Genomic DNA, 19,280 nt, shown 5'->3' on the forward strand with positions numbered 1-19,280 from the left:
GACCAGCCGTGCAGGCTGGTCTTCTTTTGTTATGAAGTAAAATTGTCATTGCTGGGTTAACCATATTCGGCACAAAATTGAAATTATTAAATAAATTAGTTAAGCAAACTTATAAATTCGGGAAGCATGAAGGACATGAAGGAACGAGCGCAAAGAGCGCTGTGTCCTGTTTCAACGCCTGCATTACCTACATCTTCACATCTCTGCCGTTTTGTTTTATGTGATGTAATGCGCCGAAGCCTTCCTTGTCCTGTAGGCCTTAAAAACTTCATGTCAGACATACACCGAATAATAGAAATTAACATACATTGTTATAGGCAGTTAGCCCATTCTCTTGGAACTATTCGAAAAATTGTATACAACAGGTATTTTTTGGAGAGAATGAGGTATGGAGGTGGAGATCTTGAATTCAACAGCAGCCAAAAAAATCATTGGGGAACCATGTGTCATCTGTGAAGAGGTAAAGCTCGTGGGGATACATCTTTATACAGCATTTATTTGTGAAGATTGTGAGAAAGACATCATTCATACTGACACAAACAATCCAAAATATAAGTTCTATTTAAAACAACTAAAAAAATTGAATAACCCTGAAATTTATTCATGAATATAATAAAAAAGGAACCAATGCTTTCTTGGGTGACAACCTTCAAGGCTGTAACCAAGGCATGGTTCCTTTTTAAATTCTTATGCAACAATTATAATAAAAGTCTATAAACGATATAACAGCACTAAAGAATAAAGGAACGATTATAATGAACCAATCACAAACTCCCATATTAGATTCTCTATTAAAATATAATGCGAATAAACCTATATCCTTTCATGTACCAGGACATAAAGGCGGCCGAGTTTTTATCGGACAGGGAAGAAAAGAATTTTCACCTCTTCTTTCGTTGGATGTAACAGAACTGGCTGGCCTTGATGATCTACACGCACCCGCAGGACCTATCCTTGATGCACAGAAGTTGCTTGCAGATCTATATAAGTCGCGAAAAAGCTACTTTCTTATAAATGGAACGACTGTCGGCAACATTGCCATGATATTGGCGGTTTGTCAGGAAGGGGATACTGTTCTGGTTCAGAGGAATTGCCACAAATCGGTTTTGCATGGGTTAATGCTTGCGAATGTTAAGCCGATATTCCTCACTCCAAACTTTGAGAAGGAATGGGGAGTGGCAGGAGGTGTAGACAGTTCAACGGTTGAAGAAGCTTTATCCATTTATCCAGAAGCACGTGCAGTCATCCTGACCTATCCTAATTATTATGGAATTGGGAACAGTATATCTTCCATCATCAACCTCGCCCATGAAAAAGGGATTCCTGTGCTCGTTGATGAGGCACATGGGGCACATTTTACGATAGGAAGCCCTTTTTTGGTTTCTTCTTTAGATCAAGGTGCTGATATTGTTGTGCATTCGGCGCATAAGACTCTGCCGGCTATGACGATGGGTTCCTATTTACACGTAAACAGTGCTTTGGTGGATTCTGAAAAAATTCACTTTTTTTTACAAATGCTTCAGTCAAGCAGTCCATCCTACCCGATAATGGCATCCCTGGATCTAGCCCGGTCCTATTTAGCATCCTTTTCAGATGATGATAAGGTTTCACTTATGGAAAAGATTACAGAGTTTCGTCAACACATCAGCCGTGTGCCGGGCCTAAAAGTCTTACAATCAGACCATTTGGATCCGCTAAAGGTAACATTCAGGGCACATGATGCGGTAACCGGCTTCGACTTACAACACTTATTAGAGAAGGAAGGAATCTATACCGAACTTGCGGACACAAGGAATGTATTGCTTGTTATGCCGTTGTTAAAGGCCGGAATGGATTACCCGTTTTCTGAAACAATAAAAAAAATAAAAAAAGCAACAGGGGATATACTTGGGCTAACAGAAACAAAGAATGAAGAAGAAAATTCCATTTTAAAGCCAAATCACTCATTCACAGCCCTTGCTCTAAGTTATTCAGAAATGAAAGGGTTAAGAAAAATAGCAGTGTCACTAAAAGAGAGCTCCGGTTTTATCGCCGCTGAAATGGTGACTCCATACCCGCCTGGAGTACCGTTATTAATGGCTGGGGAGCTAATTACAGATAACAAGGTAAAGCAGCTGGAAGAGTTATGTGCAAAGGGATCACGATTTCATGGGGGCAGCTATCTTAACTCTAGACAAGTTCTCGTGTTTGAGTAACCCTTCTGCTATATCCTTGTATGGTGTATACTTAAACCGCATAGAGTAGAACGTGGAGGTTTTAACATGAGTCGCGGATTATTCATTACAACGGAAGGTCCTGACGGGGCAGGAAAAACGACAATTATGAAAATGCTGGGAGAGTCACTCGAGGGACTTGGGCACAAAGTGTTGTTAACCAGGGAACCGGGGGGGATCCCTATTTCTGAACAAATTAGGGAAGTTATTTTGAATACAGAAAACACGGAAATGGATGGCAGGACGGAAGCCTTGTTATACGCTGCTGCAAGAAGGCAGCATTTAGTGGAAAAGGTTATACCCGCCCTTGAAGAAGGAATCACTGTCCTTTGTGACAGATTCATCGACAGTTCTTTAGCTTACCAGGGATACGCAAGGGGCTTGGGGATTGATGAGGTTTATGGAATTAACAAATTTGCCATTGATCATGTAATGCCTGACCTTACCTTCTATTTTGATATCGAACCTTTAGAAGGGTTGAAAAGAATTAACGCCGGGAAAAACCGAGAAGTGAACCGACTCGATTTAGAAGGCTTGCAGTTTCATGAAAAAGTAAGAGAAGGGTATCTGAAAATTATAGATCAATGGAAACAAAGATTTTACATCATTGATGCCTCTCAGGAGGTCGAAAAAGTATTCTTGGATGCGAAGGCAAAGCTTCTTGAAAAATTGGACGAAAACAGGTAACATTTGCGAACCTAACGACCCTGATTATTTCACCGTCAGAGAATATTTGCCGGCAATGCCTGTTTCGGCTCTTTCAAGGGTATGAATAATGGTATATTATATAAAAAACGCCACGAACAATTCATAAAGTAAGTGGTTTTCGGAGGGTGACCTGAGATGAAAATGATTATAGCGGTAGTTCAGGATAAAGATAGCCAGCGGCTTCTTAACCAGTTAGTAGACCATAATTTCAGGGCAACAAAGCTTGCGACCACCGGAGGTTTCTTAAAATCAGGCAATACAACTTTCATGATCGGGACTGAGGATATTCGTGTTGATAAATGCCTCGAGATTATCAAGGAAAGCTGCCAATCACGCCAGCAGCTCGTAGCGCCTGTTTCTCCAATGGGGGGGAATGCGGATTCATATGTCCCTTACCCAGTCGAAATAGAAGTGGGCGGAGCTACGGTCTTTGTATTGCCAATCGAAAGCTTTGTCCAATTTTAAGCAGAAAGCATGGTGCTTATAAAATGAAAATTCACCAAGACCATCATGTGAAGATGGATAAAGTAAAACAAGATGCAAGGCTGGTTCAGTCAGAAAACGGCAATTTCAGAAAGCTTGTCCAAAAACAAGACCAGAAAATGCAGTTTGATGCCTTAACAAAATTATTGGGCGATATCCATGGTGCAGGGGAAAGACTCAGCAAATCTCGCACTTTTAAGGATTTAGCCAAATATAAAACACTGGTAAAACGATTTGTACGGGAAGCTGTTGATTTTGGAATGGATTTAAAACAGTCACAAAGCTGGAATGCATACGGGCAAAGCAGGCCGTTAAAAATCGTGGAAACGATCGATGAAAAGCTAGTAGAACTAACGGAAGAAATTTTGGACAATGAGAAAAGCTCAATAGATATATTAGGTAAAATCGGAGAAATAAAAGGGCTTCTAATCAATCTATACACGTAAGGCAGTTGAACGTGATGTCGAATACATGGCAGGAAATAATAGAAATACAGCCAGAAGCGATGTTGATGCTTAAAAATAGCATCAATAAAGGTAGGGTTGCCCACGCGTATCTGCTTGAAGGAGAAAAGGGAACAGGCAAGAAGGCCATAGGCATTGTGTTTGCGAAAAGCCTTTTATGTCAACAGCCATTGGAAGGATATCTCCCGTGCGAACAATGCAGCAATTGCAGGCGGATCACGAGTGGAAACCATCCAGATGTCCATCTGGTAGAGCCAGAAGGACTCTCTATTAAAAAAGAGCAGATTAAAAACCTTCAAGAAGAGTTTACAAAGAAAAGTGTGGAAGCAAGCCGCAAGATTTATATGATTGTAGCTGCTGATAAAATGTCGGTCCAAGCTGCAAATAGTTTGCTGAAGTTTTTGGAAGAACCACCATCAGATACGGTTGCCATCCTGATTACTGAACAAATCCAGCGCATGCTACCCACGATATTATCAAGATGCCAAACCATAAAATTAAAGCCTTTATCCCCTGAGAATGTAAAAAAAAAGTTAATGGAACATGACATAGACAGCCAAACTGCTTCAATTGCCTCTTTTATTACCCATAATTTGGAAGAAGGATTGAACATAAGTACTGAGGAATGGTTTGCACAAGCCCAAAAAATAGTGTTAAAATTATATGAAGTGCTACATTCAAATCCTATGAGGGCTCTTGTTTACCTTCAGGAAGAATGGTTTGTGCACTTTAAGGAAAAAGAGCAGCTGGACAGAGGTCTAGACTTATTATTTCTTATATATAGGGATTTATTATACATTCAGTTGGACAAGCGGAATCTGGTTATTTTTCAAAATAAACTGGGAGAGTTTGAATCTCATGCTCTTCAGATTTCCCAGAAGCGCCTGGCTGACAAAATGGGCCATATTTTAGAAGCGAAGAGGAAGCTGATGTCCAATACAAATCCACAGCTGTTGATGGAACAGCTTGTGCTGAATTTGCAGGAGGGATCATCATTTGTATGATGTTGTAGGGGTCCGCTTTAAAAAAGCGGGTAAAATATACTACTTTGATCCGGGTGAGCTTTTGATTCCAAAAGATGAATTTGTGATTGTGGAAACGGCCCGAGGAGTGGAGTTCGGCAAGGTTGTTACTGCCCAGAAGCAGGTGGATGAAAAGGATGTTGTACTACCGCTAAAAAAAGTCCTGCGAATTGCAGATGCCAAGGACAGGATGATAGTGGAGGAAAACAAATCTGCTGCACAGGAAGCATATAACACTTGCTGTCAAAAGGTTGAAGAGCATCAGCTGGATATGAAGCTTGTCGATGTTGAATACACGTTTGACAGAAATAAAGTCGTTTTTTATTTCACGGCTGACGGGCGAGTCGATTTTCGGGACTTGGTCAAGGATCTTGCCGCAATCTTCCGAACCCGGATTGAATTGCGACAGATCGGTGTCCGTGATGAAGCGAAAATGCTGGGAGGCATTGGCCCCTGTGGCAGAATGCTTTGCTGCTCAACTTTTCTAGGTGATTTTGAGCCAGTCTCGATTAAAATGGCCAAAGACCAGAATCTATCGTTAAATCCAACGAAAATTTCAGGATTATGCGGCCGTTTGATGTGCTGTTTGAAATACGAAAATGATGAGTATGAAACTGCAAAGGAATTGCTTCCTGACCTGGGAGAAATAATTGATACCCCTGGAGGAAAAGGCAAGGTAGTAGGGCTTAATATTCTAGAACGCGTACTTCAGGTTGAATTAATCGAACAAGAAAGAGTATTAGAGTATACTTTAGATGAAATTCTAAAAGAGGGAGCCGTTTCTATTCAAGCCACAGATTAATAAGGTGGTGGGAGAGCGTTGGATAAGAAAGAAATATTTGATTCGGTCACTAACATGGAAACCCAAATCGGTCAGCTTTATACCCAGCTTGGGGAATTAAAGCAGCATTTAGCGGAAATCCTGGAAGAGAACCACTCGTTAAAGCTTGAAAATGAGCACTTGCGCCGCAGATTGGACCATGTAGAAAATAAAGGCTCTTCAGAAAAAAGTTCTTCCAGGAAGTCAAAGATCCGACAGGATGTCAAAGGTGGAAAGGTGCAGGATGTCGGGGAAGGCTATGATAATCTTGCCCGTCTTTATCAGGAAGGTTTCCATATTTGCAACCTTCATTTTGGCAGTCTAAGAAAAGATGGGGATTGCCTATTCTGTTTATCATTCTTAAATAAGAAATAATACCAGGGGATGACTCATAAGGGTTCTGGCACTCTCGCCGCAGAGGGGACAGGCAGCCCTTACTGCCAGAGTCACCCCTTTTTTCTTATGATCATATACATCATTGTATTTACGTAAAAGGAGGATAATGAGTGGTTGATTTAAAAGGGGATGAACGACTGGATTATTTACTTGCAGAACGATTGCGCATCATCCAAAGTCCATCTGTTTTTTCATTTTCATTAGATGCGGTCTTACTGTCTAAATTTGTGCAAGTTCCTATCCAGAAGGGAAATATTGTCGATTTGTGCGCAGGAAACGGAGTGATTCCATTATTATTGAGCACAAGGACAAAAGGGAAGATCACAGGAATCGAAATCCAGGAACGGCTGTTTGATATGGCTAACCGGAGTGTAGAATATAATCGGTTGGACGGGCAAATTAAAATGATTCACGGGGATATTAAGGAAGCGCCCCGGGATATTGGCTACAGCAAGTTCGATGTTGTTACATGCAATCCTCCATATTTTCCAACTCCTTCACAAGAAGAAATGAATCGAAATGAGCATTACGCCATTGCCAGACATGAAATTCTGTGTACACTTGAAGACGTGATACGCGTCAGCAGCCAGCTTTTGCGGCAGGGGGGAAAAGCCGCATTCGTACATAGACCCGGCCGGTTGATGGACATTTTGAGCTTAATGCGAGAGTACCGTTTGGAACCGAAGCGGCTTCAATTTGTTTACCCGAAATCAGGAAAGGAAGCGAATACAATCCTTATAGAGGGCATTAAAGATGGAAACCCTGATTTAAAAGTTTTGCCACCGCTTGTCGTGTATAACGATAACCACGAATATAACCCTGAAATCAGAAGGATTTTATATGGGGAAGAATGAACATTTTTTTTATGTACTGAGTTGCAAGGACGGCAGTCTATATGCTGGCTATACTAATAATCTAGAAAAAAGGATCCATTTACATAATGAAGGGAAAGGCGCCAAGTATACGCGGGGACGAGGCCCTGTCGAACTCGTATATTATGAGACATTTTCAACCAAGAACGAGGCCATGCGGGCAGAATATAGATTTAAACAGCTGGACAAAAAAGCAAAGCTGAACTATATCGAAAAAGGGGTGGATCCAGGACATGTGGCAGCAAAAGAGTTTTGAGAATGAGGGGAACAAACCGATATTATATTTAGTACCGACGCCTATAGGGAATCTGGAAGACATGAGTTTTCGTGCGGCAAGAATTCTGAAGGAAGCTGATATTATAGCGGCCGAAGATACGAGGAATACCAGGAAGCTTTGTAATCATTTTGGGATAGATACCCCGGTGGTTAGTTACCATGAGCATAATAAGGAAACAAGCGGACGGCAGATTATTGAACGTCTTTTATCGGGACAAACGGTCGCACTTGTAAGCGATGCTGGGATGCCGACTATTTCTGATCCCGGTTATGAGCTTGTTAAGCAAGCTTTGGCTGAGAAAATAGCGGTAGTCCCGCTGCCAGGCGCTAATGCCGCCCTCACAGCGCTTATTTCTTCAGGTCTTTCTCCCCAGCCTTTTTATTTCTATGGTTTTCTTGCAAGAGGAACAAAGGAAAAAAAGCATGAGCTGGAATCCCTTAAGAAATTAACTTCCACCTGGATTCTCTACGAATCCCCGCACAGGTTAAAAGACACATTAAAGACTTTGCTTGAAATACTGGGGGACAGGCGTATTGTCCTCTGCAGGGAACTGACCAAAAAGTTTGAAGAATTTATTCGTGGAAACCTGAGTGACATATTGATCTGGGCCTCTGAATCGGAAATTCGAGGAGAATTCTGCATTATTATAGAAGGTGCGTCCCAAGCGGAAGAAGAGGAGCAGCAAAACTGGTGGGACGGACTAGGATTGGTGGAACATGTCGACCACTACATACACGGGCAGAATTTACATTCAAAGGATGCAATCAAGCAAGTCGCGAAGGACCGTGGCGTGAATAAACGTGACGTATATCAAGCTTACCATGTTGATAACGAAAACTAGTGACCTGCAACGAAAAAGGCTTCCGTTTGGCGGAAGCCTTTTGTTATGTAATGCTTATTTTACTGCAAGAAAACTATCTTGGATTTCTTTAAGAAGCTGTTCCGCGCCTTCACGGCTTAGGACCAGTTTACCACCGGCAAGAGCCACGTTATCATCAGATACTTCCCCTGTAACTTGGCAAGTCATGTTTGGTTTATATTTCTTCAAGATGATACGCTCATCATCGACATAAATTTCTAATGCATCCTTTTCGGCAATACCTAATGTGCGGCGCAATTCAATCGGAATAACTACACGTCCTAATTCATCGACTTTACGGACAATACCAGTTGATTTCATTTATGTTTCTCCTCTCAGATCAAATCAGTACCTATTATTTTATTTTTTTCGTCATTATTCGACAAATTTCTCTATAGCTAAATAATACCAGCCATTCCCAAATCCGTCAACCATTTTATTTCCTAATTTTTTCAAGGAACCGTTTGAAAGTGTAATACCTTATAAAATAAAGGATAAAAGTAATGTCTCTGTTTATCCTCAACTGTAAAGTTAAGGTAATCTTTTCGAGCGTGGAAGTACAATATGATAGGATATTACTACTTTATTCGACAATAATCGACATTAATCAACAAAACTCAAAAAATCTAGGAATGTTAGGACGGTAGCAATCAGGCCAGAAGAATGAATTTTCACTGTACATGATTTTATAGGTCAATTATAAACTAGTTGGGAATGTGTCTCAATTAAATAGTTTCAAATAAATGGAAGATTATTTTTAATTGGAATAATCCTTCCAGTTGCACATTTTTTTATTTTTAGGTATATTTTGTTGGTAGAAGAGGTTATGATGACATAGTAGATAGCTTGAAATCACTTCGGCGTGCCTATAGAACCGGCTAATTTTTTGCGAAACCACTTGCAATCATGTACATTAGCTCTCGTCCATTGGGCGGGGGCTTTTCATGTTTTAAGGATATACTTTTATTTACGATGTTTAGGTGAAAAGAAAACTGGAGGGAATATGATGAAGGATAAATTAAAGACTTTTTATCTTACGACCCCGATTTATTATCCAAGCGGAAATTTACATATCGGACATGCGTATACTACAGTAGCCGGTGACGCGATGGCCCGTTATAAACGCATGAAAGGCTATGATGTCATGTACCTGACAGGGACTGACGAGCATGGGCAGAAGATCCAGCGCAAGGCTGAAGAAAAGGGTGTTTCTCCTCAAGAATATGTCGACGGCATCGTATCTGGAATTAAGGAACTTTGGCAAAAACTTGACATATCGTACGATGACTTTATCAGGACTACAGAAGAACGGCATAAAAGGGTGGTAGAAAAGTTATTTCAGAAGCTTGTGGACCAGGGAGACATCTATTTAGGCGAATATGAAGGATGGTATTCCGTACCGGATGAAACGTATTATACCGAAACTCAATTGGTAGATCCAATCTATGAAAACGGTAAGATTGTAGGGGGGAAAAGCCCGGACAGCGGCCATCCTGTTGAGCTTGTAAAGGAAGAATCCTATTTCTTTAGAATGAGTAAGTATGCTGAAAGACTCCTACAGTACTATGAAGAAAACCCGGAGTTCATCCAGCCTGAATCCCGAAAAAATGAAATGATTAATAACTTCATTAAACCAGGACTGGAGGACCTTGCTGTTTCCAGAACTACCTTTGACTGGGGAATTAAGGTTCCTGGTGATCCTAAGCATGTCATATATGTATGGATCGATGCGTTATCTAACTACATTACCGCTTTAGGCTATGGGACAGATGATGATTCGAAGTATTTAAATTACTGGCCTGCTGATGTTCATATTGTTGGCAAAGAAATTGTGCGTTTCCATACTATTTACTGGCCAATCATGTTGATGGCTTTAGATCTTCCGCTGCCCAAAAAGGTTTTTGCCCACGGATGGTTGTTAATGAAGGATGGAAAAATGTCCAAATCGAAAGGAAACGTTGTAGATCCGGTTACATTAATCGACCGCTATGGCCTCGATGAGCTGCGTTATTACCTTCTTCGGGAAGTTCCTTTCGGTTCCGATGGAGTGTTCACTCCGGAAGGCTTTGTGGAGAGGATTAACTTTGACCTTGCAAATGATCTCGGAAACCTGCTCAATCGTACAGTAGCGATGATTGATAAATATTTTGAAGGAATGATTCCTGACTATGATGGTTCTGACCGCGAATTCGAGAAGTCCCTTCTGGAAGTGAATCGTTCAACTGTAGCCAAGTATGAAGAAGCCATGGAAAAGATGGAGTTTTCGGTTGCTTTGACCAGCATTTGGCAGCTTGTGAGCAGAACCAATAAATTTATTGATGAAACTAAGCCATGGGCACTGGCAAAAGATGAAGCGAATCGTGACGAGCTAGCGAGTGTAATGTACCATTTGTCTGAATCTTTAAGAAGGATTGCAATATTGCTGCAGCCTTTCCTGACAAAAACGCCTGCAAAGATTTTTGAGCAGTTAAACATATCGGATGAAACATTGAAGGCTTGGGACAGCCTTGAACAATTTGGGAAAATTCCTTCCGGCACGAAGGTTGTAAAAGGAAACCCGATTTTCCCCCGGTTAGATATTGAGGAAGAGATTCAATATATTAAAGGACAGATGCAAGGCGGTTCGACAAAACAGGAAGAAGCAAAGCAAGAAGCAACGGTTGAAGAAATTCCGGAAGTTGAGGAAATCACAATCGATGACTTTATGAAAGTGGAATTGAGAGTGGCGCAAGTTCTGGAAGTGGAACCGGTCAAAAAGGCAGATAAGTTACTTAAGCTTCAACTAGACCTTGGTTATGAGAAACGGCAAGTTGTATCTGGAATTGCCCAGTATTACAAACCGGAAGAACTTGTAGGGAAAAAAGTTATTTGCGTAACCAACTTAAAACCAGTCAAGCTCCGCGGGGAATTATCCCAGGGGATGATCCTTGCCGGAAGCTCTGAAGGGAAATTGGCAGTAGCAACTGTAGATGCATCCTTGCCAAATGGTTCAAAGGTGAAATAATGTATATAAGAAGAAGGGGGCTAGTGCTAGTTGCATAGCCCTCTTTTTTTGATGGCTCCTGTTACCCTCTCCTGAAAAAATTCCTTATTGTAATAAACATGTTTCACATGGAACATTTTACACGCTATAAGCGTAATGAGGATTATTTTTTCATGCAAATAAGCAAGATAAATAGGAATTTAATGCATATTGTTTTTCAAACAGAGTCAATCTTTGTAGAATAGAGGGAAATTTCAACGAAACAACTTATCATTTTTTCTGTAATATATTTGTTACGTAATTGTCAAACATGAAAACTTCCATTTAATAATACATTAATGCTAGAAAGGACGAAAACTATGTTATTTGATACACACGTTCATTTGAACGCGGAGCAATTCGAGGAAGACTTGAAAGAGGTCATTGCAAGGACAAAGGCAGCTGGGGTTACAAATGTTGTGGTGGTTGGCTTTGACAGGCCGACGATTCTAAGGGCCATGGAGCTTATCGAAGAATATGACTTTATGTATGCGAGCGTTGGATGGCATCCAGTTGATGCCATAGATATGACGGAGGAGGATTTAAACTGGATTGAGGAGCTTTCAAACCATCCGAAGGTCGTTGCAATTGGAGAGATGGGCCTTGACTATCACTGGGATAAGTCTCCTAAAGAGATTCAAAAGGATGTATTCCGGCAACAAATTCGGCTTGCGAAGAAGGTGAAGCTGCCAATTGTCATTCATAACAGGGAAGCAACTGCGGATATTGTAGAAATCCTAGAAGAAGAAAATGCAGCTGAAGTGGGAGGGATCATGCATTGTTTTAGCGGAAGTGCGGAAACCGCAAAAAAATGTGTGGATATGAACTTCTATATATCCCTCGGGGGACCGGTTACGTTTAAAAACGCCAAGAAACCGAAGGAGGTTGCTGCGGAAATTCCTCTTAACCGTCTATTAATTGAAACGGATTGCCCTTATCTTGCCCCTCATCCGTATAGAGGAAAGAGAAATGAGCCAGCGTATGTGAAACTAGTTGCAGAACAAATTGCAGAAATTAAGAATATAACTTTGGAAGAAGTTGCAGAGGCAACAACTAGAAATGCAAGAAAAATTTTCGGCATTAACTGACAGTAAATGCTGTCGGTTTGCCGCAAAGCCTGTCCAAGGAAACCCATTTTCTTAAAAGTTCTACAAAGCTTTATTAATTAATACGATAACATTGTCGAGAAGTCCCCCTTTTCAAGCTAAGAGATTGTATGCATAATAAGAGATACTTTCCGGGGGCGAAAAGTGGATTGATTGGCAGCCTAGTAGCAAGGTCTATTTAATCACGCGACAGGAAGGAGGAGTTTTTCATTGTCATTAACTTTGAAAAACCTGAATCCCATGTCTTTTGGGAAAAAGAGACTGGCCATTGCCCTTAGCGGGACTGCAGCAGCTGCAGTGGCAATGGGTTTGATGTTTTATCACGGGACAAAACAGACGGTGGAGCTTAACCTGGATGGACAAAAGCAGGTAGTCCGGACACATGCAGCGACCATCGATGATATTTTTAAAGAGTTAAAGATTCGCGTTAAATCTGAAGATTATTTGTATCCCTCGGGTAACAGCAAGGTGAAAGATGATCTGAAAGTGGTTTGGGAACCCTCGCATAAAATGTGGATTACAGAAAATGGAACGGAAAAACAAGTCGCTTCAACAGTTGACACTGTTGAGGAACTTCTTAAGGAACAGAGGCTAAATCTAACCGGGTATGATAAGGTAACTCCTTCTCTGGATACAAAGTTACATAGTAAAATAAAAATCTCGATTGAGAGGGCCTTTCCGTTAAAACTTGTGGTAGGCGGAAATCATAGGCAGGTTTGGTCAACTTCGACTACGGTCGCTGACTTTTTAAGACAACAAGGTGTGAAACTAAACAAATTAGACCGCGTTGAACCCGGCTTGGGTGAAGATGTTAAAGCAGGGATTGCCATAAACGTCATAAGAGTTGAAAAGGTCACCGATGTAGTGGAAGAACCAGTGGAATTCGAAGTGATAACCAAAAAGGATTCCAGTTTAGTTAAAGGGAAAGAGAAGCTTATCAGTGCTGGTAAAAACGGGCTGGTGTCGAGGCAATATACAGTAGTGAAAGAAAACGGAAAAGAAATAAATCGACAGCTGCTATCCGAAACAATGATTGAACGAAAGGAAGATAAAGTGGTTGCCATTGGGACAAAGAGCTTGGCTACAAACGTTTTATTAGGAGAAAAAGGTGGCAGGGAATTATTTGTATCCTCGACTGCGTATACAGCTGGATGTAACGGGTGTTCAGGAATAACGGCTACAGGGATTAACCTAAGGTCGAATCCGGGCGCAAAAATCATTGCTGTCGATCCAGGGGTAATCCCGCTTGGTTCAAAAGTGTTCGTGGAAGGGTATGGCTATGCTATTGCTGGTGATACCGGCGGCGCAATCAAAGGACACAAGATTGATGTATTCTTCTCTTCTACATCCCAGGCTTACCGTTGGGGAAGAAAGAAGGTTAAAATAACGGTTATGGATTAAAATATAAAATGAAGGGCAGGGGATGGTTTTATATCCTCTGCTTTTTTGCGTTATAATGGAAAGAGCAATTAGGATGGACATCGACTAAAACCTGCTACTCGCTGTGGCAAACGGACACGTTACAACATCCTGTGGAAGTACATCAACCGGAGGGATTTATGAAAAAGATAAAAGAAATCATTGTCGTCGAAGGCAAGGACGATACTGTTGCGATAAAAAGGGCGGTCAATGCGGATACTATTGAAACAAATGGGTCTGCAGTGGATGAAGCTGTGATTGAACAAGTAAGGCTTGCCCAGAAAACGCGGGGGGTCATCATTTTTACCGATCCGGATTTTCCTGGCCAAAAAATAAGAAATACAATCTCTGAGCATGTCAGCGGATGCAAGCATGCTTTTATCGCGAAACAAGATGCCCTTCCTAAATCAGGAAAGGGTATCGGTGTTGAACATGCCTCACCGGAAACAATACGGGCTGCATTGAGTGATGCCAAGACCATGGATGAAGAAGCGGAAGAAGTAATCACCCAGCAGGATCTCATCGATGCCGGCCTGATTGGCGGACCGGGATCACGGGATCGAAGGGAAAAGATTGGGACCATTTTGAAGATAGGCTTTACGAATGGGAAGCAACTGCATAAAAGGCTGAAGATGTTCCAGATTTCAAAGGAAGATTTTATAAAAGCGCTAGAACAGCTTAAACAGGAGGAAGGACATGCATAAGGATATTGCAACCCCCATCAGGACAAAAGGAATACTAGAGAAATATGGCTTTTCCTTCAAAAAGAGTTTAGGGCAAAACTTCCTGATCGATACTAACATTTTAAATCGGATTGTCGACCATGCTGAATTGACAGAAAATAGCGGTGCCATTGAAATCGGCCCGGGAATTGGGGCTTTGACGGAACAGCTTGCCAAAAGGAGCAAAAAAGTAACTGCATTTGAAATTGACCAGCGGCTTCTCCCCATTTTGCGCGATACGCTATCTTCCTACGATAATGTAAAAATCATTCATCAGGATATTTTAAAAGCGGATGTGCACCATGTAATAAATGAGGAGTTTCAAAATGTGCAAGATTTGATGGTTGTGGCCAATCTCCCTTATTATGTCACGACACCGATCATTTTGAAGCTACTTACGGACAACCTACCGATCCGAGGTATGGTCGTTATGCTTCAGAAGGAGGTAGCCGACCGGATTGCTGCCCAGCCGGGTACAAAAGAGTATGGTTCATTATCCATCGCTATTCAGTATTATACCAAAGCGGAAACCGTGATGATTGTGCCAAAAACGGTTTTTGTCCCTCAGCCAAACGTTGATTCCGCGGTAATTCGGTTATCAGTTCGAGAAAAACCAATTGTAGAAGTTAAGAATGAAGAGTTCTTTTTTACGGTAACAAGGGCAAGCTTTGCACAGCGAAGGAAAACCATACTCAATAATTTAACAAGCCAGCTTCCGGAAGGAAAGGCCAGGAAGGACATCATCCTTAAGGCTCTGGAACAGACAGCAATTGACCCAGGCAGAAGAGGGGAAACACTGTCAATCGAAGAGTTTGGCAGGCTAAGTGATGCACTGTATGACCATTTTTTAGACAATAATTAATATAAGCGATATTAAAAGACAGGAGCCGTCATAGGCTCTTTTTTAATGCTCGGACACAGAACAGACAGACCGCCTTTCCTCGGACACTCACCAATTCATTGCTCGGTGCATAGCCTATCAGGAATCATTTTTTGGAGCAGATGAAATTGAACGCATCTTGTCTAGAGGTGACTGCATGAGTTTACAAGTGAACGATATTGTAGCAAGAAAATCTTATGGCTGTGATGTTTTATTCCGTATTATTGATGTAGGTATAATCCGAGGAAAACGAGAAGCTGTATTGTACGGAGAAGATTTCCGGTTGATCGCTGATGCTCCATTTGATGATCTTGTCCTTATTAATGATGAAGAAAGAAGTCTCCGCAAAAGAACAGATGAAGCTCTCCAGAAGCAATCTTTTCTTTTGTTTTCCCAGGAGAAGGAATTATTACGCGAAAAAAGTGAATATTTATCAAGCAATGGGTATAGATACAGTGGGGAGTATTTTCAAATCCCAGGCAGGGTGCTTCATGTGGACGGGGATCCCTCGTATTTAAGGAAGTGCCTTGATCTGTATGATAAAATCGGGATTCCTGTAAAAGGTGTTTATTGTAATGAGAAGGAAATGCCAGAACGGATTAACTCACTACTGGATCTTTACCGGCCTGATATTCTGGTAATTACTGGACATGACGCTTACACAAAATCAAAAGGGAAAAAGACGGATCTAAATGCATACAGGAACTCCAGGGAGTTTGCCAAGACAGTCGTGGAGGCCCGAAAAAAAATCCCTAATCTTGACCAATTGATTATTTTTGCGGGGGCATGCCAATCCCACTTTGAATCGCTTATCCAAGCAGGAGCGAATTTTGCCAGTTCCCCACAACGGGTGAATATTCATGCATTAGATCCTGTCTATATTGTCGCGAAAATAAGCTATACACCGTTCAGGGAATATATACATGTCTGGGATGTCTTGAGAAATACATTGACCGGAGAAAAGGGATTAGGCGGTATTGACACCAAAGGGGTTCTCCGCACCGGATTGCCTTATCATGTTCCGGATGAAGAGTGAAGGCTGCATGAACGCTAATGCAGCCTCCCATGTCAAGTAAAACCAAGGAACGATATTCCGGCCAGGCTTACATATTTTTTCACGAACAAATCCATACTAAGGTTACATTCAAGCAAATTACTTCCCACAGTATAATTTTTTAGTAACCGCATTTTTCTTCTTGAATATTGGCATTAATATTCTCTTTATTCCTATCCGGATTCAAATGTTTAAATAATTGGCATGATTTGCGTTAAAAAACCATTGACAAACAAATTTAATAGTTGATATAATTTATTATTTTGTTTGACTTTAGTTTACAATTTGTGATATACTACACTCAGTGAGGTGGACCGAAATGCCAAAAACTTTAGCTGATATCAAAAAAGCGCTTGATTCCAATTTAGGAAATCGGTTGCTTTTAAAAGCGAACGGCGGAAGAAGAAAAACGGTTGAACGTTTTGGGACGTTAGCAGAAACTTATCCGTCTGTATTTGTGATTGAGCTCGACCAGGATGAGAATGCATTTGAAAGAGTCTCATACAGCTATGCTGATGTATTAACGGAAACCGTACAATTAACATTCTTGAATAAACAACAAGAGATGTAAGTCTTTTTTGGGGCAGCAAACTTGGTTTGCTGCCTTTTACAATATAGAAAACCCTACAAACACCGAAAGGTTTCAAAAACGGCAGAGCCTAAGGGGTTATGTCTCCGAAAAAATGGTTTAATGAAAAAATTAAACTGGCAAACCCTATTCATGTCACAGCATTTCAAAAGGAGTTGTTCGAATTTGGGCAGAAAAAGGGGCATTATGTCAGAAGCATTTAAAGAAGAACTGGCAAAAGAGCTTGGCTTTTACGATGTAGTCCAAAACGAAGGCTGGGGCGGCATACGGTCACGTGATGCTGGTAATTTGGTAAAGCTTGCGATTCAAAAGGCACAAAGCCAGATGATCGGCAAAGGGTGACGGGCCGTCCTTTTTGGAAACTAGTTTCAAATAGAACGCTGCTGATGCTGGACGCAAGTAGATAAATGAGGCTAGGTTTCTTCAGGTTCCCCAACGATGGGTCCTCCAGAAGGAATCTAGCCTCTTTCTATTTTAAGGGTTAGCGGCTTTATCCTTAAAAATTGATACTCCTTACATTGAAAATAACCGTACAAAACATTTAGAATGGATTCATGTATGATAAAATAGGGCAAGAGCTTTTTAGAACGTTAAAGTAGGTGGAAATATTGAAGCTTATGGAGAAAGCACCCGCTAAAATTAATTTGGCGCTTGATGTGCTTTTTAAGCGGCCTGATGGGTACCATGAGGTAGAAATGGTCATGACTACCGTGGATCTGGCCGACAGGATAGAATTAACTGAGAACCGTGATGGCGACATCCGTATTATATCCCATAATCGCTTTGTACCTGATGATAATCGAAACCTTGCGTACCAGGCCGCGTTATTATTAAAAGAACGGTTTTCAATAAACAAAGGAGTATCCATTGCGATAGAAAAAAACATTCCGGTGGCTGCGGGCCTTGCAGGAGGAAGCAGTGACGCAGCAGCTACGCTAAGGGGGCTGAACCGGTTGTGGGATCTAGGGCTATCGCTGGATGAACTTGCGGTAATTGGAGCGGAAATCGGATCTGATGTATCATTTTGTGTATATGGCGGCACTGCCTTAGCAAAAGGCAGAGGTGAAAAAATCACCCATCTGCCTGCTCCCCCAAAGTGCTGGGTAATTCTCGCCAAGCCGACAATCGGTGTGTCGACTGCGGATGTTTATAAACGGCTTAGACTGGAAAATGCAGGACATCCGGATGTGTTAGAGATGTTGTCAGCCATTAAAGACCATGACTATAACCAGCTATGCCGAAATGTGGGCAATATTTTGGAGGAAGTGACCCTGCCGCTATATCCTGAAGTCGCCAATATCAAAGACCAAATGAAGACATTTGGCGCGGATGCCGTATTGATGAGTGGAAGCGGCCCTACCGTATTTGGATTGGTCGAGCACGATTCCAGAATGCAACGAATCTATAACGGACTTAGGGGTTTTTGCCATCAGGTGTATGCGGTTCGATTGCTGGGAGACCGAAACTCCCTTGAATAAGCCGTACATTAATGATATATTATCTTTAAATATTCGGAAATTATTGACGGGAGGAGGTGCACCATGAAGTTTCGCCGCAGCGAGAGGCTTGTAGATATGACCAATTATTTATTGGAGCATCCCGGCCAACTCGTTTCGCTCACCATTTTTGCTGAAAGATACAGCTCTGCTAAATCTTCGATAAGTGAAGACTTATCCATTATTAAAGAGACATTTGAATCCCGTGGAATAGGTTCGCTTCACACAGTTCCTGGTGCTGCAGGCGGTGTCAGGTATGTCGTCGGCATCCCGCGAGAAGAAGCCTCAAGCTTTATTGATGAGATGTGTGGAATTATTGCCAGCCCCGAACGTCTTCTGCCTGGGGGATATTTGTATATGACTGATATCCTCGGTCAACCACAGTTTGTGAACAAAGCGGGCAGAATTATTGCGGCAGCCTTTTCGGAAAGAAAAGTAGATGTAATCATGACGATGGCTACTAAGGGGATTCCATTGGCGTATGCGGTGGCGAATTATTTAAATGTTCCTGTTGTAATAGTCCGCCGAAATAACAAGGTAACGGAAGGATCCACTGTCTCTATTAACTATGTATCGGGATCTTCAAAGCGGATTCAGACAATGGTGTTATCCAAACGAAGCCTGGCTGAAGGTTCTAATGTACTTATCGTAGATGACTTTATGAAAGCTGGAGGCACCATAAATGGAATGGTCAGCCTGTTGGAGGAATTTAATGCCTCTGTAGCTGGCATTTCCGTTCTAGTTGAATCCGAAAAGACAGAAGAACGTTTAGTAAACAATTATCTTTCCTTGATTACTTTATCAGGTGTAGATGAAAAGGATAAAAAGATAAACGTAAGTCATGGAAATTACTTTATTAAAACAAGCTCGAACTAAGC

22 protein-coding genes are annotated in these 19,280 nt (G+C 41.5%); 21 read left to right on the forward strand and 1 reads right to left on the reverse strand.

Annotated elements, in window-relative coordinates; all coding sequences use genetic code 11:
- Positions 1-394: 394 nt before the first annotated feature.
- The 11 genes from CUU64_RS17730 to rsmI all read left to right on the forward strand — a co-directional run bounded on the left by CUU64_RS17730 (position 395) and on the right by rsmI (position 8,096).
- Complete coding sequence (locus CUU64_RS17730) at positions 395-607, forward strand: sigma factor G inhibitor Gin (RefSeq protein WP_374702735.1); 213 nt, start codon at positions 395-397, stop codon at positions 605-607.
- A gap of 148 nt (positions 608-755) precedes the next feature.
- Positions 756-2,195: an aminotransferase class I/II-fold pyridoxal phosphate-dependent enzyme gene (locus CUU64_RS17735; RefSeq protein ID WP_101634971.1), complete on the forward strand. Its 1,440-nt coding sequence runs from the start codon at positions 756-758 to the stop codon at positions 2,193-2,195.
- 66 nt (positions 2,196-2,261) lie between these two features.
- Positions 2,262-2,900 carry a dTMP kinase gene (gene tmk, locus CUU64_RS17740; protein ID WP_101634972.1) on the forward strand — a complete coding sequence of 213 codons (639 nt, stop codon included), beginning with the start codon at positions 2,262-2,264 and terminating at the stop codon, positions 2,898-2,900.
- 156 nt (positions 2,901-3,056) lie between these two features.
- Entirely contained in the window at positions 3,057-3,386 is a 330-nt protein-coding gene (locus tag CUU64_RS17745; RefSeq protein WP_101634973.1) for a cyclic-di-AMP receptor, read from the forward strand.
- Between the two features lie 23 nt (positions 3,387-3,409).
- Positions 3,410-3,850: a YaaR family protein gene (locus tag CUU64_RS17750; RefSeq protein ID WP_101634974.1), complete on the forward strand. Its 441-nt coding sequence runs from the start codon at positions 3,410-3,412 to the stop codon at positions 3,848-3,850.
- Positions 3,851-3,864: 14 nt separating this feature from the next.
- A complete protein-coding gene (gene holB, locus CUU64_RS17755) occupies positions 3,865-4,872 on the forward strand; it encodes a DNA polymerase III subunit delta' (RefSeq protein ID WP_101634975.1) in 1,008 nt (335 codons plus the stop codon).
- Positions 4,865-5,692: a PSP1 domain-containing protein gene (locus CUU64_RS17760; protein WP_101634976.1), complete on the forward strand. Its 828-nt coding sequence runs from the start codon at positions 4,865-4,867 to the stop codon at positions 5,690-5,692. Before holB ends, CUU64_RS17760 begins: the two co-directional genes overlap by 8 nt.
- Before the next feature lie 18 nt (positions 5,693-5,710).
- Positions 5,711-6,085, forward strand: a complete 375-nt coding sequence (gene yabA / locus CUU64_RS17765; protein WP_101634977.1) for a DNA replication initiation control protein YabA — start codon at positions 5,711-5,713, stop codon at positions 6,083-6,085.
- 131 nt (positions 6,086-6,216) lie between these two features.
- On the forward strand, positions 6,217-6,960 hold the full coding sequence (locus tag CUU64_RS17770) for a tRNA1(Val) (adenine(37)-N6)-methyltransferase (protein ID WP_101634978.1): 744 nt from the start codon (positions 6,217-6,219) through the stop codon (positions 6,958-6,960).
- Positions 6,947-7,234 (forward strand): GIY-YIG nuclease family protein, encoded by a 288-nt coding sequence (locus CUU64_RS17775; protein WP_101634979.1) that lies wholly within the window; start codon positions 6,947-6,949, stop codon positions 7,232-7,234. The genes CUU64_RS17770 and CUU64_RS17775 overlap by 14 nt, the downstream gene beginning before the upstream one ends.
- Positions 7,212-8,096: a 16S rRNA (cytidine(1402)-2'-O)-methyltransferase gene (gene rsmI, locus CUU64_RS17780; protein ID WP_101634980.1), complete on the forward strand. Its 885-nt coding sequence runs from the start codon at positions 7,212-7,214 to the stop codon at positions 8,094-8,096. Before CUU64_RS17775 ends, rsmI begins: the two co-directional genes overlap by 23 nt.
- Positions 8,097-8,150: 54 nt before the next feature.
- On the opposite strand, the gene CUU64_RS17785 is transcribed toward rsmI, so the two are convergent.
- Positions 8,151-8,435: a transition state genes transcriptional regulator AbrB gene (locus tag CUU64_RS17785; RefSeq protein WP_101634981.1), complete on the reverse strand. Its 285-nt coding sequence runs from the start codon at positions 8,433-8,435 to the stop codon at positions 8,151-8,153.
- A gap of 685 nt (positions 8,436-9,120) precedes the next feature.
- Here CUU64_RS17785 and metG point away from each other — a divergent pair.
- From metG to purR, 10 genes are all read left to right on the forward strand, one after another.
- A complete protein-coding gene (gene metG, locus CUU64_RS17790; RefSeq protein WP_101634982.1) occupies positions 9,121-11,118 on the forward strand; it encodes a methionine--tRNA ligase in 1,998 nt (665 codons plus the stop codon).
- A 338-nt stretch (positions 11,119-11,456) separates the two neighbouring features.
- On the forward strand, positions 11,457-12,224 hold the full coding sequence (locus tag CUU64_RS17795; protein WP_101634983.1) for a TatD family hydrolase: 768 nt from the start codon (positions 11,457-11,459) through the stop codon (positions 12,222-12,224).
- Between the two features lie 228 nt (positions 12,225-12,452).
- Complete coding sequence (locus CUU64_RS17800; RefSeq protein WP_257985583.1) at positions 12,453-13,643, forward strand: resuscitation-promoting factor; 1,191 nt, start codon at positions 12,453-12,455, stop codon at positions 13,641-13,643.
- A gap of 158 nt (positions 13,644-13,801) precedes the next feature.
- The gene (rnmV, locus tag CUU64_RS17805) at positions 13,802-14,365 is read left to right on the forward strand and encodes a ribonuclease M5 (protein WP_101634984.1); all 564 of its coding nucleotides are present in this window, start codon (positions 13,802-13,804) and stop codon (positions 14,363-14,365) included.
- Positions 14,358-15,245: a 16S rRNA (adenine(1518)-N(6)/adenine(1519)-N(6))-dimethyltransferase RsmA gene (rsmA, locus tag CUU64_RS17810; protein ID WP_101634985.1), complete on the forward strand. Its 888-nt coding sequence runs from the start codon at positions 14,358-14,360 to the stop codon at positions 15,243-15,245. Before rnmV ends, rsmA begins: the two co-directional genes overlap by 8 nt.
- 175 nt (positions 15,246-15,420) lie before the next feature.
- On the forward strand, positions 15,421-16,299 hold the full coding sequence (gene yabG / locus CUU64_RS17815) for a sporulation peptidase YabG (RefSeq protein ID WP_101634986.1): 879 nt from the start codon (positions 15,421-15,423) through the stop codon (positions 16,297-16,299).
- Positions 16,300-16,636: 337 nt separating this feature from the next.
- Positions 16,637-16,888, forward strand: a complete 252-nt coding sequence (gene veg, locus CUU64_RS17820) for a biofilm formation stimulator Veg (protein WP_101634987.1) — start codon at positions 16,637-16,639, stop codon at positions 16,886-16,888.
- A 183-nt stretch (positions 16,889-17,071) separates the two neighbouring features.
- Entirely contained in the window at positions 17,072-17,248 is a 177-nt protein-coding gene (locus CUU64_RS17825; RefSeq protein ID WP_142383653.1) for a small, acid-soluble spore protein, alpha/beta type, read from the forward strand.
- Positions 17,249-17,514: 266 nt separating this feature from the next.
- Positions 17,515-18,384 (forward strand): 4-(cytidine 5'-diphospho)-2-C-methyl-D-erythritol kinase, encoded by an 870-nt coding sequence (ispE, locus tag CUU64_RS17830; protein WP_101634988.1) that lies wholly within the window; start codon positions 17,515-17,517, stop codon positions 18,382-18,384.
- 63 nt (positions 18,385-18,447) lie between these two features.
- A complete protein-coding gene (gene purR / locus CUU64_RS17835; protein ID WP_101634990.1) occupies positions 18,448-19,278 on the forward strand; it encodes a pur operon repressor in 831 nt (276 codons plus the stop codon).
- The last annotated feature ends 2 nt before the right edge of the window (positions 19,279-19,280 follow it).

Origin of the sequence: Bacillus sp. V5-8f, from assembly GCF_002863565.1 — a bacterium.
Taxonomy (GTDB): domain Bacteria; phylum Bacillota; class Bacilli; order Bacillales; family DSM-1321; genus Peribacillus.

Coding starts and splice junctions, on each gene's coding strand:
- tmk (WP_101634972.1), top strand. CDS start 2,262: ATGAGTCGCGGATTATTCATTACAACGGAAGGTCCTGACGGGGCAGGA.
- CUU64_RS17775 (WP_101634979.1), top strand. CDS start 6,947: ATGGGGAAGAATGAACATTTTTTTTATGTACTGAGTTGCAAGGACGGC.
- CUU64_RS17795 (WP_101634983.1), top strand. CDS start 11,457: ATGTTATTTGATACACACGTTCATTTGAACGCGGAGCAATTCGAGGAA.
- rsmA (WP_101634985.1), top strand. CDS start 14,358: ATGCATAAGGATATTGCAACCCCCATCAGGACAAAAGGAATACTAGAG.
- rsmI (WP_101634980.1), top strand. CDS start 7,212: ATGTGGCAGCAAAAGAGTTTTGAGAATGAGGGGAACAAACCGATATTA.
- CUU64_RS17735 (WP_101634971.1), top strand. CDS start 756: ATGAACCAATCACAAACTCCCATATTAGATTCTCTATTAAAATATAAT.
- holB (WP_101634975.1), top strand. CDS start 3,865: ATGTCGAATACATGGCAGGAAATAATAGAAATACAGCCAGAAGCGATG.
- CUU64_RS17785 (WP_101634981.1), bottom strand. CDS start 8,435: ATGAAATCAACTGGTATTGTCCGTAAAGTCGATGAATTAGGACGTGTA.
- yabG (WP_101634986.1), top strand. CDS start 15,421: ATGAGTTTACAAGTGAACGATATTGTAGCAAGAAAATCTTATGGCTGT.
- CUU64_RS17750 (WP_101634974.1), top strand. CDS start 3,410: ATGAAAATTCACCAAGACCATCATGTGAAGATGGATAAAGTAAAACAA.
- metG (WP_101634982.1), top strand. CDS start 9,121: ATGAAGGATAAATTAAAGACTTTTTATCTTACGACCCCGATTTATTAT.
- veg (WP_101634987.1), top strand. CDS start 16,637: ATGCCAAAAACTTTAGCTGATATCAAAAAAGCGCTTGATTCCAATTTA.
- rnmV (WP_101634984.1), top strand. CDS start 13,802: ATGAAAAAGATAAAAGAAATCATTGTCGTCGAAGGCAAGGACGATACT.
- purR (WP_101634990.1), top strand. CDS start 18,448: ATGAAGTTTCGCCGCAGCGAGAGGCTTGTAGATATGACCAATTATTTA.
- CUU64_RS17745 (WP_101634973.1), top strand. CDS start 3,057: ATGAAAATGATTATAGCGGTAGTTCAGGATAAAGATAGCCAGCGGCTT.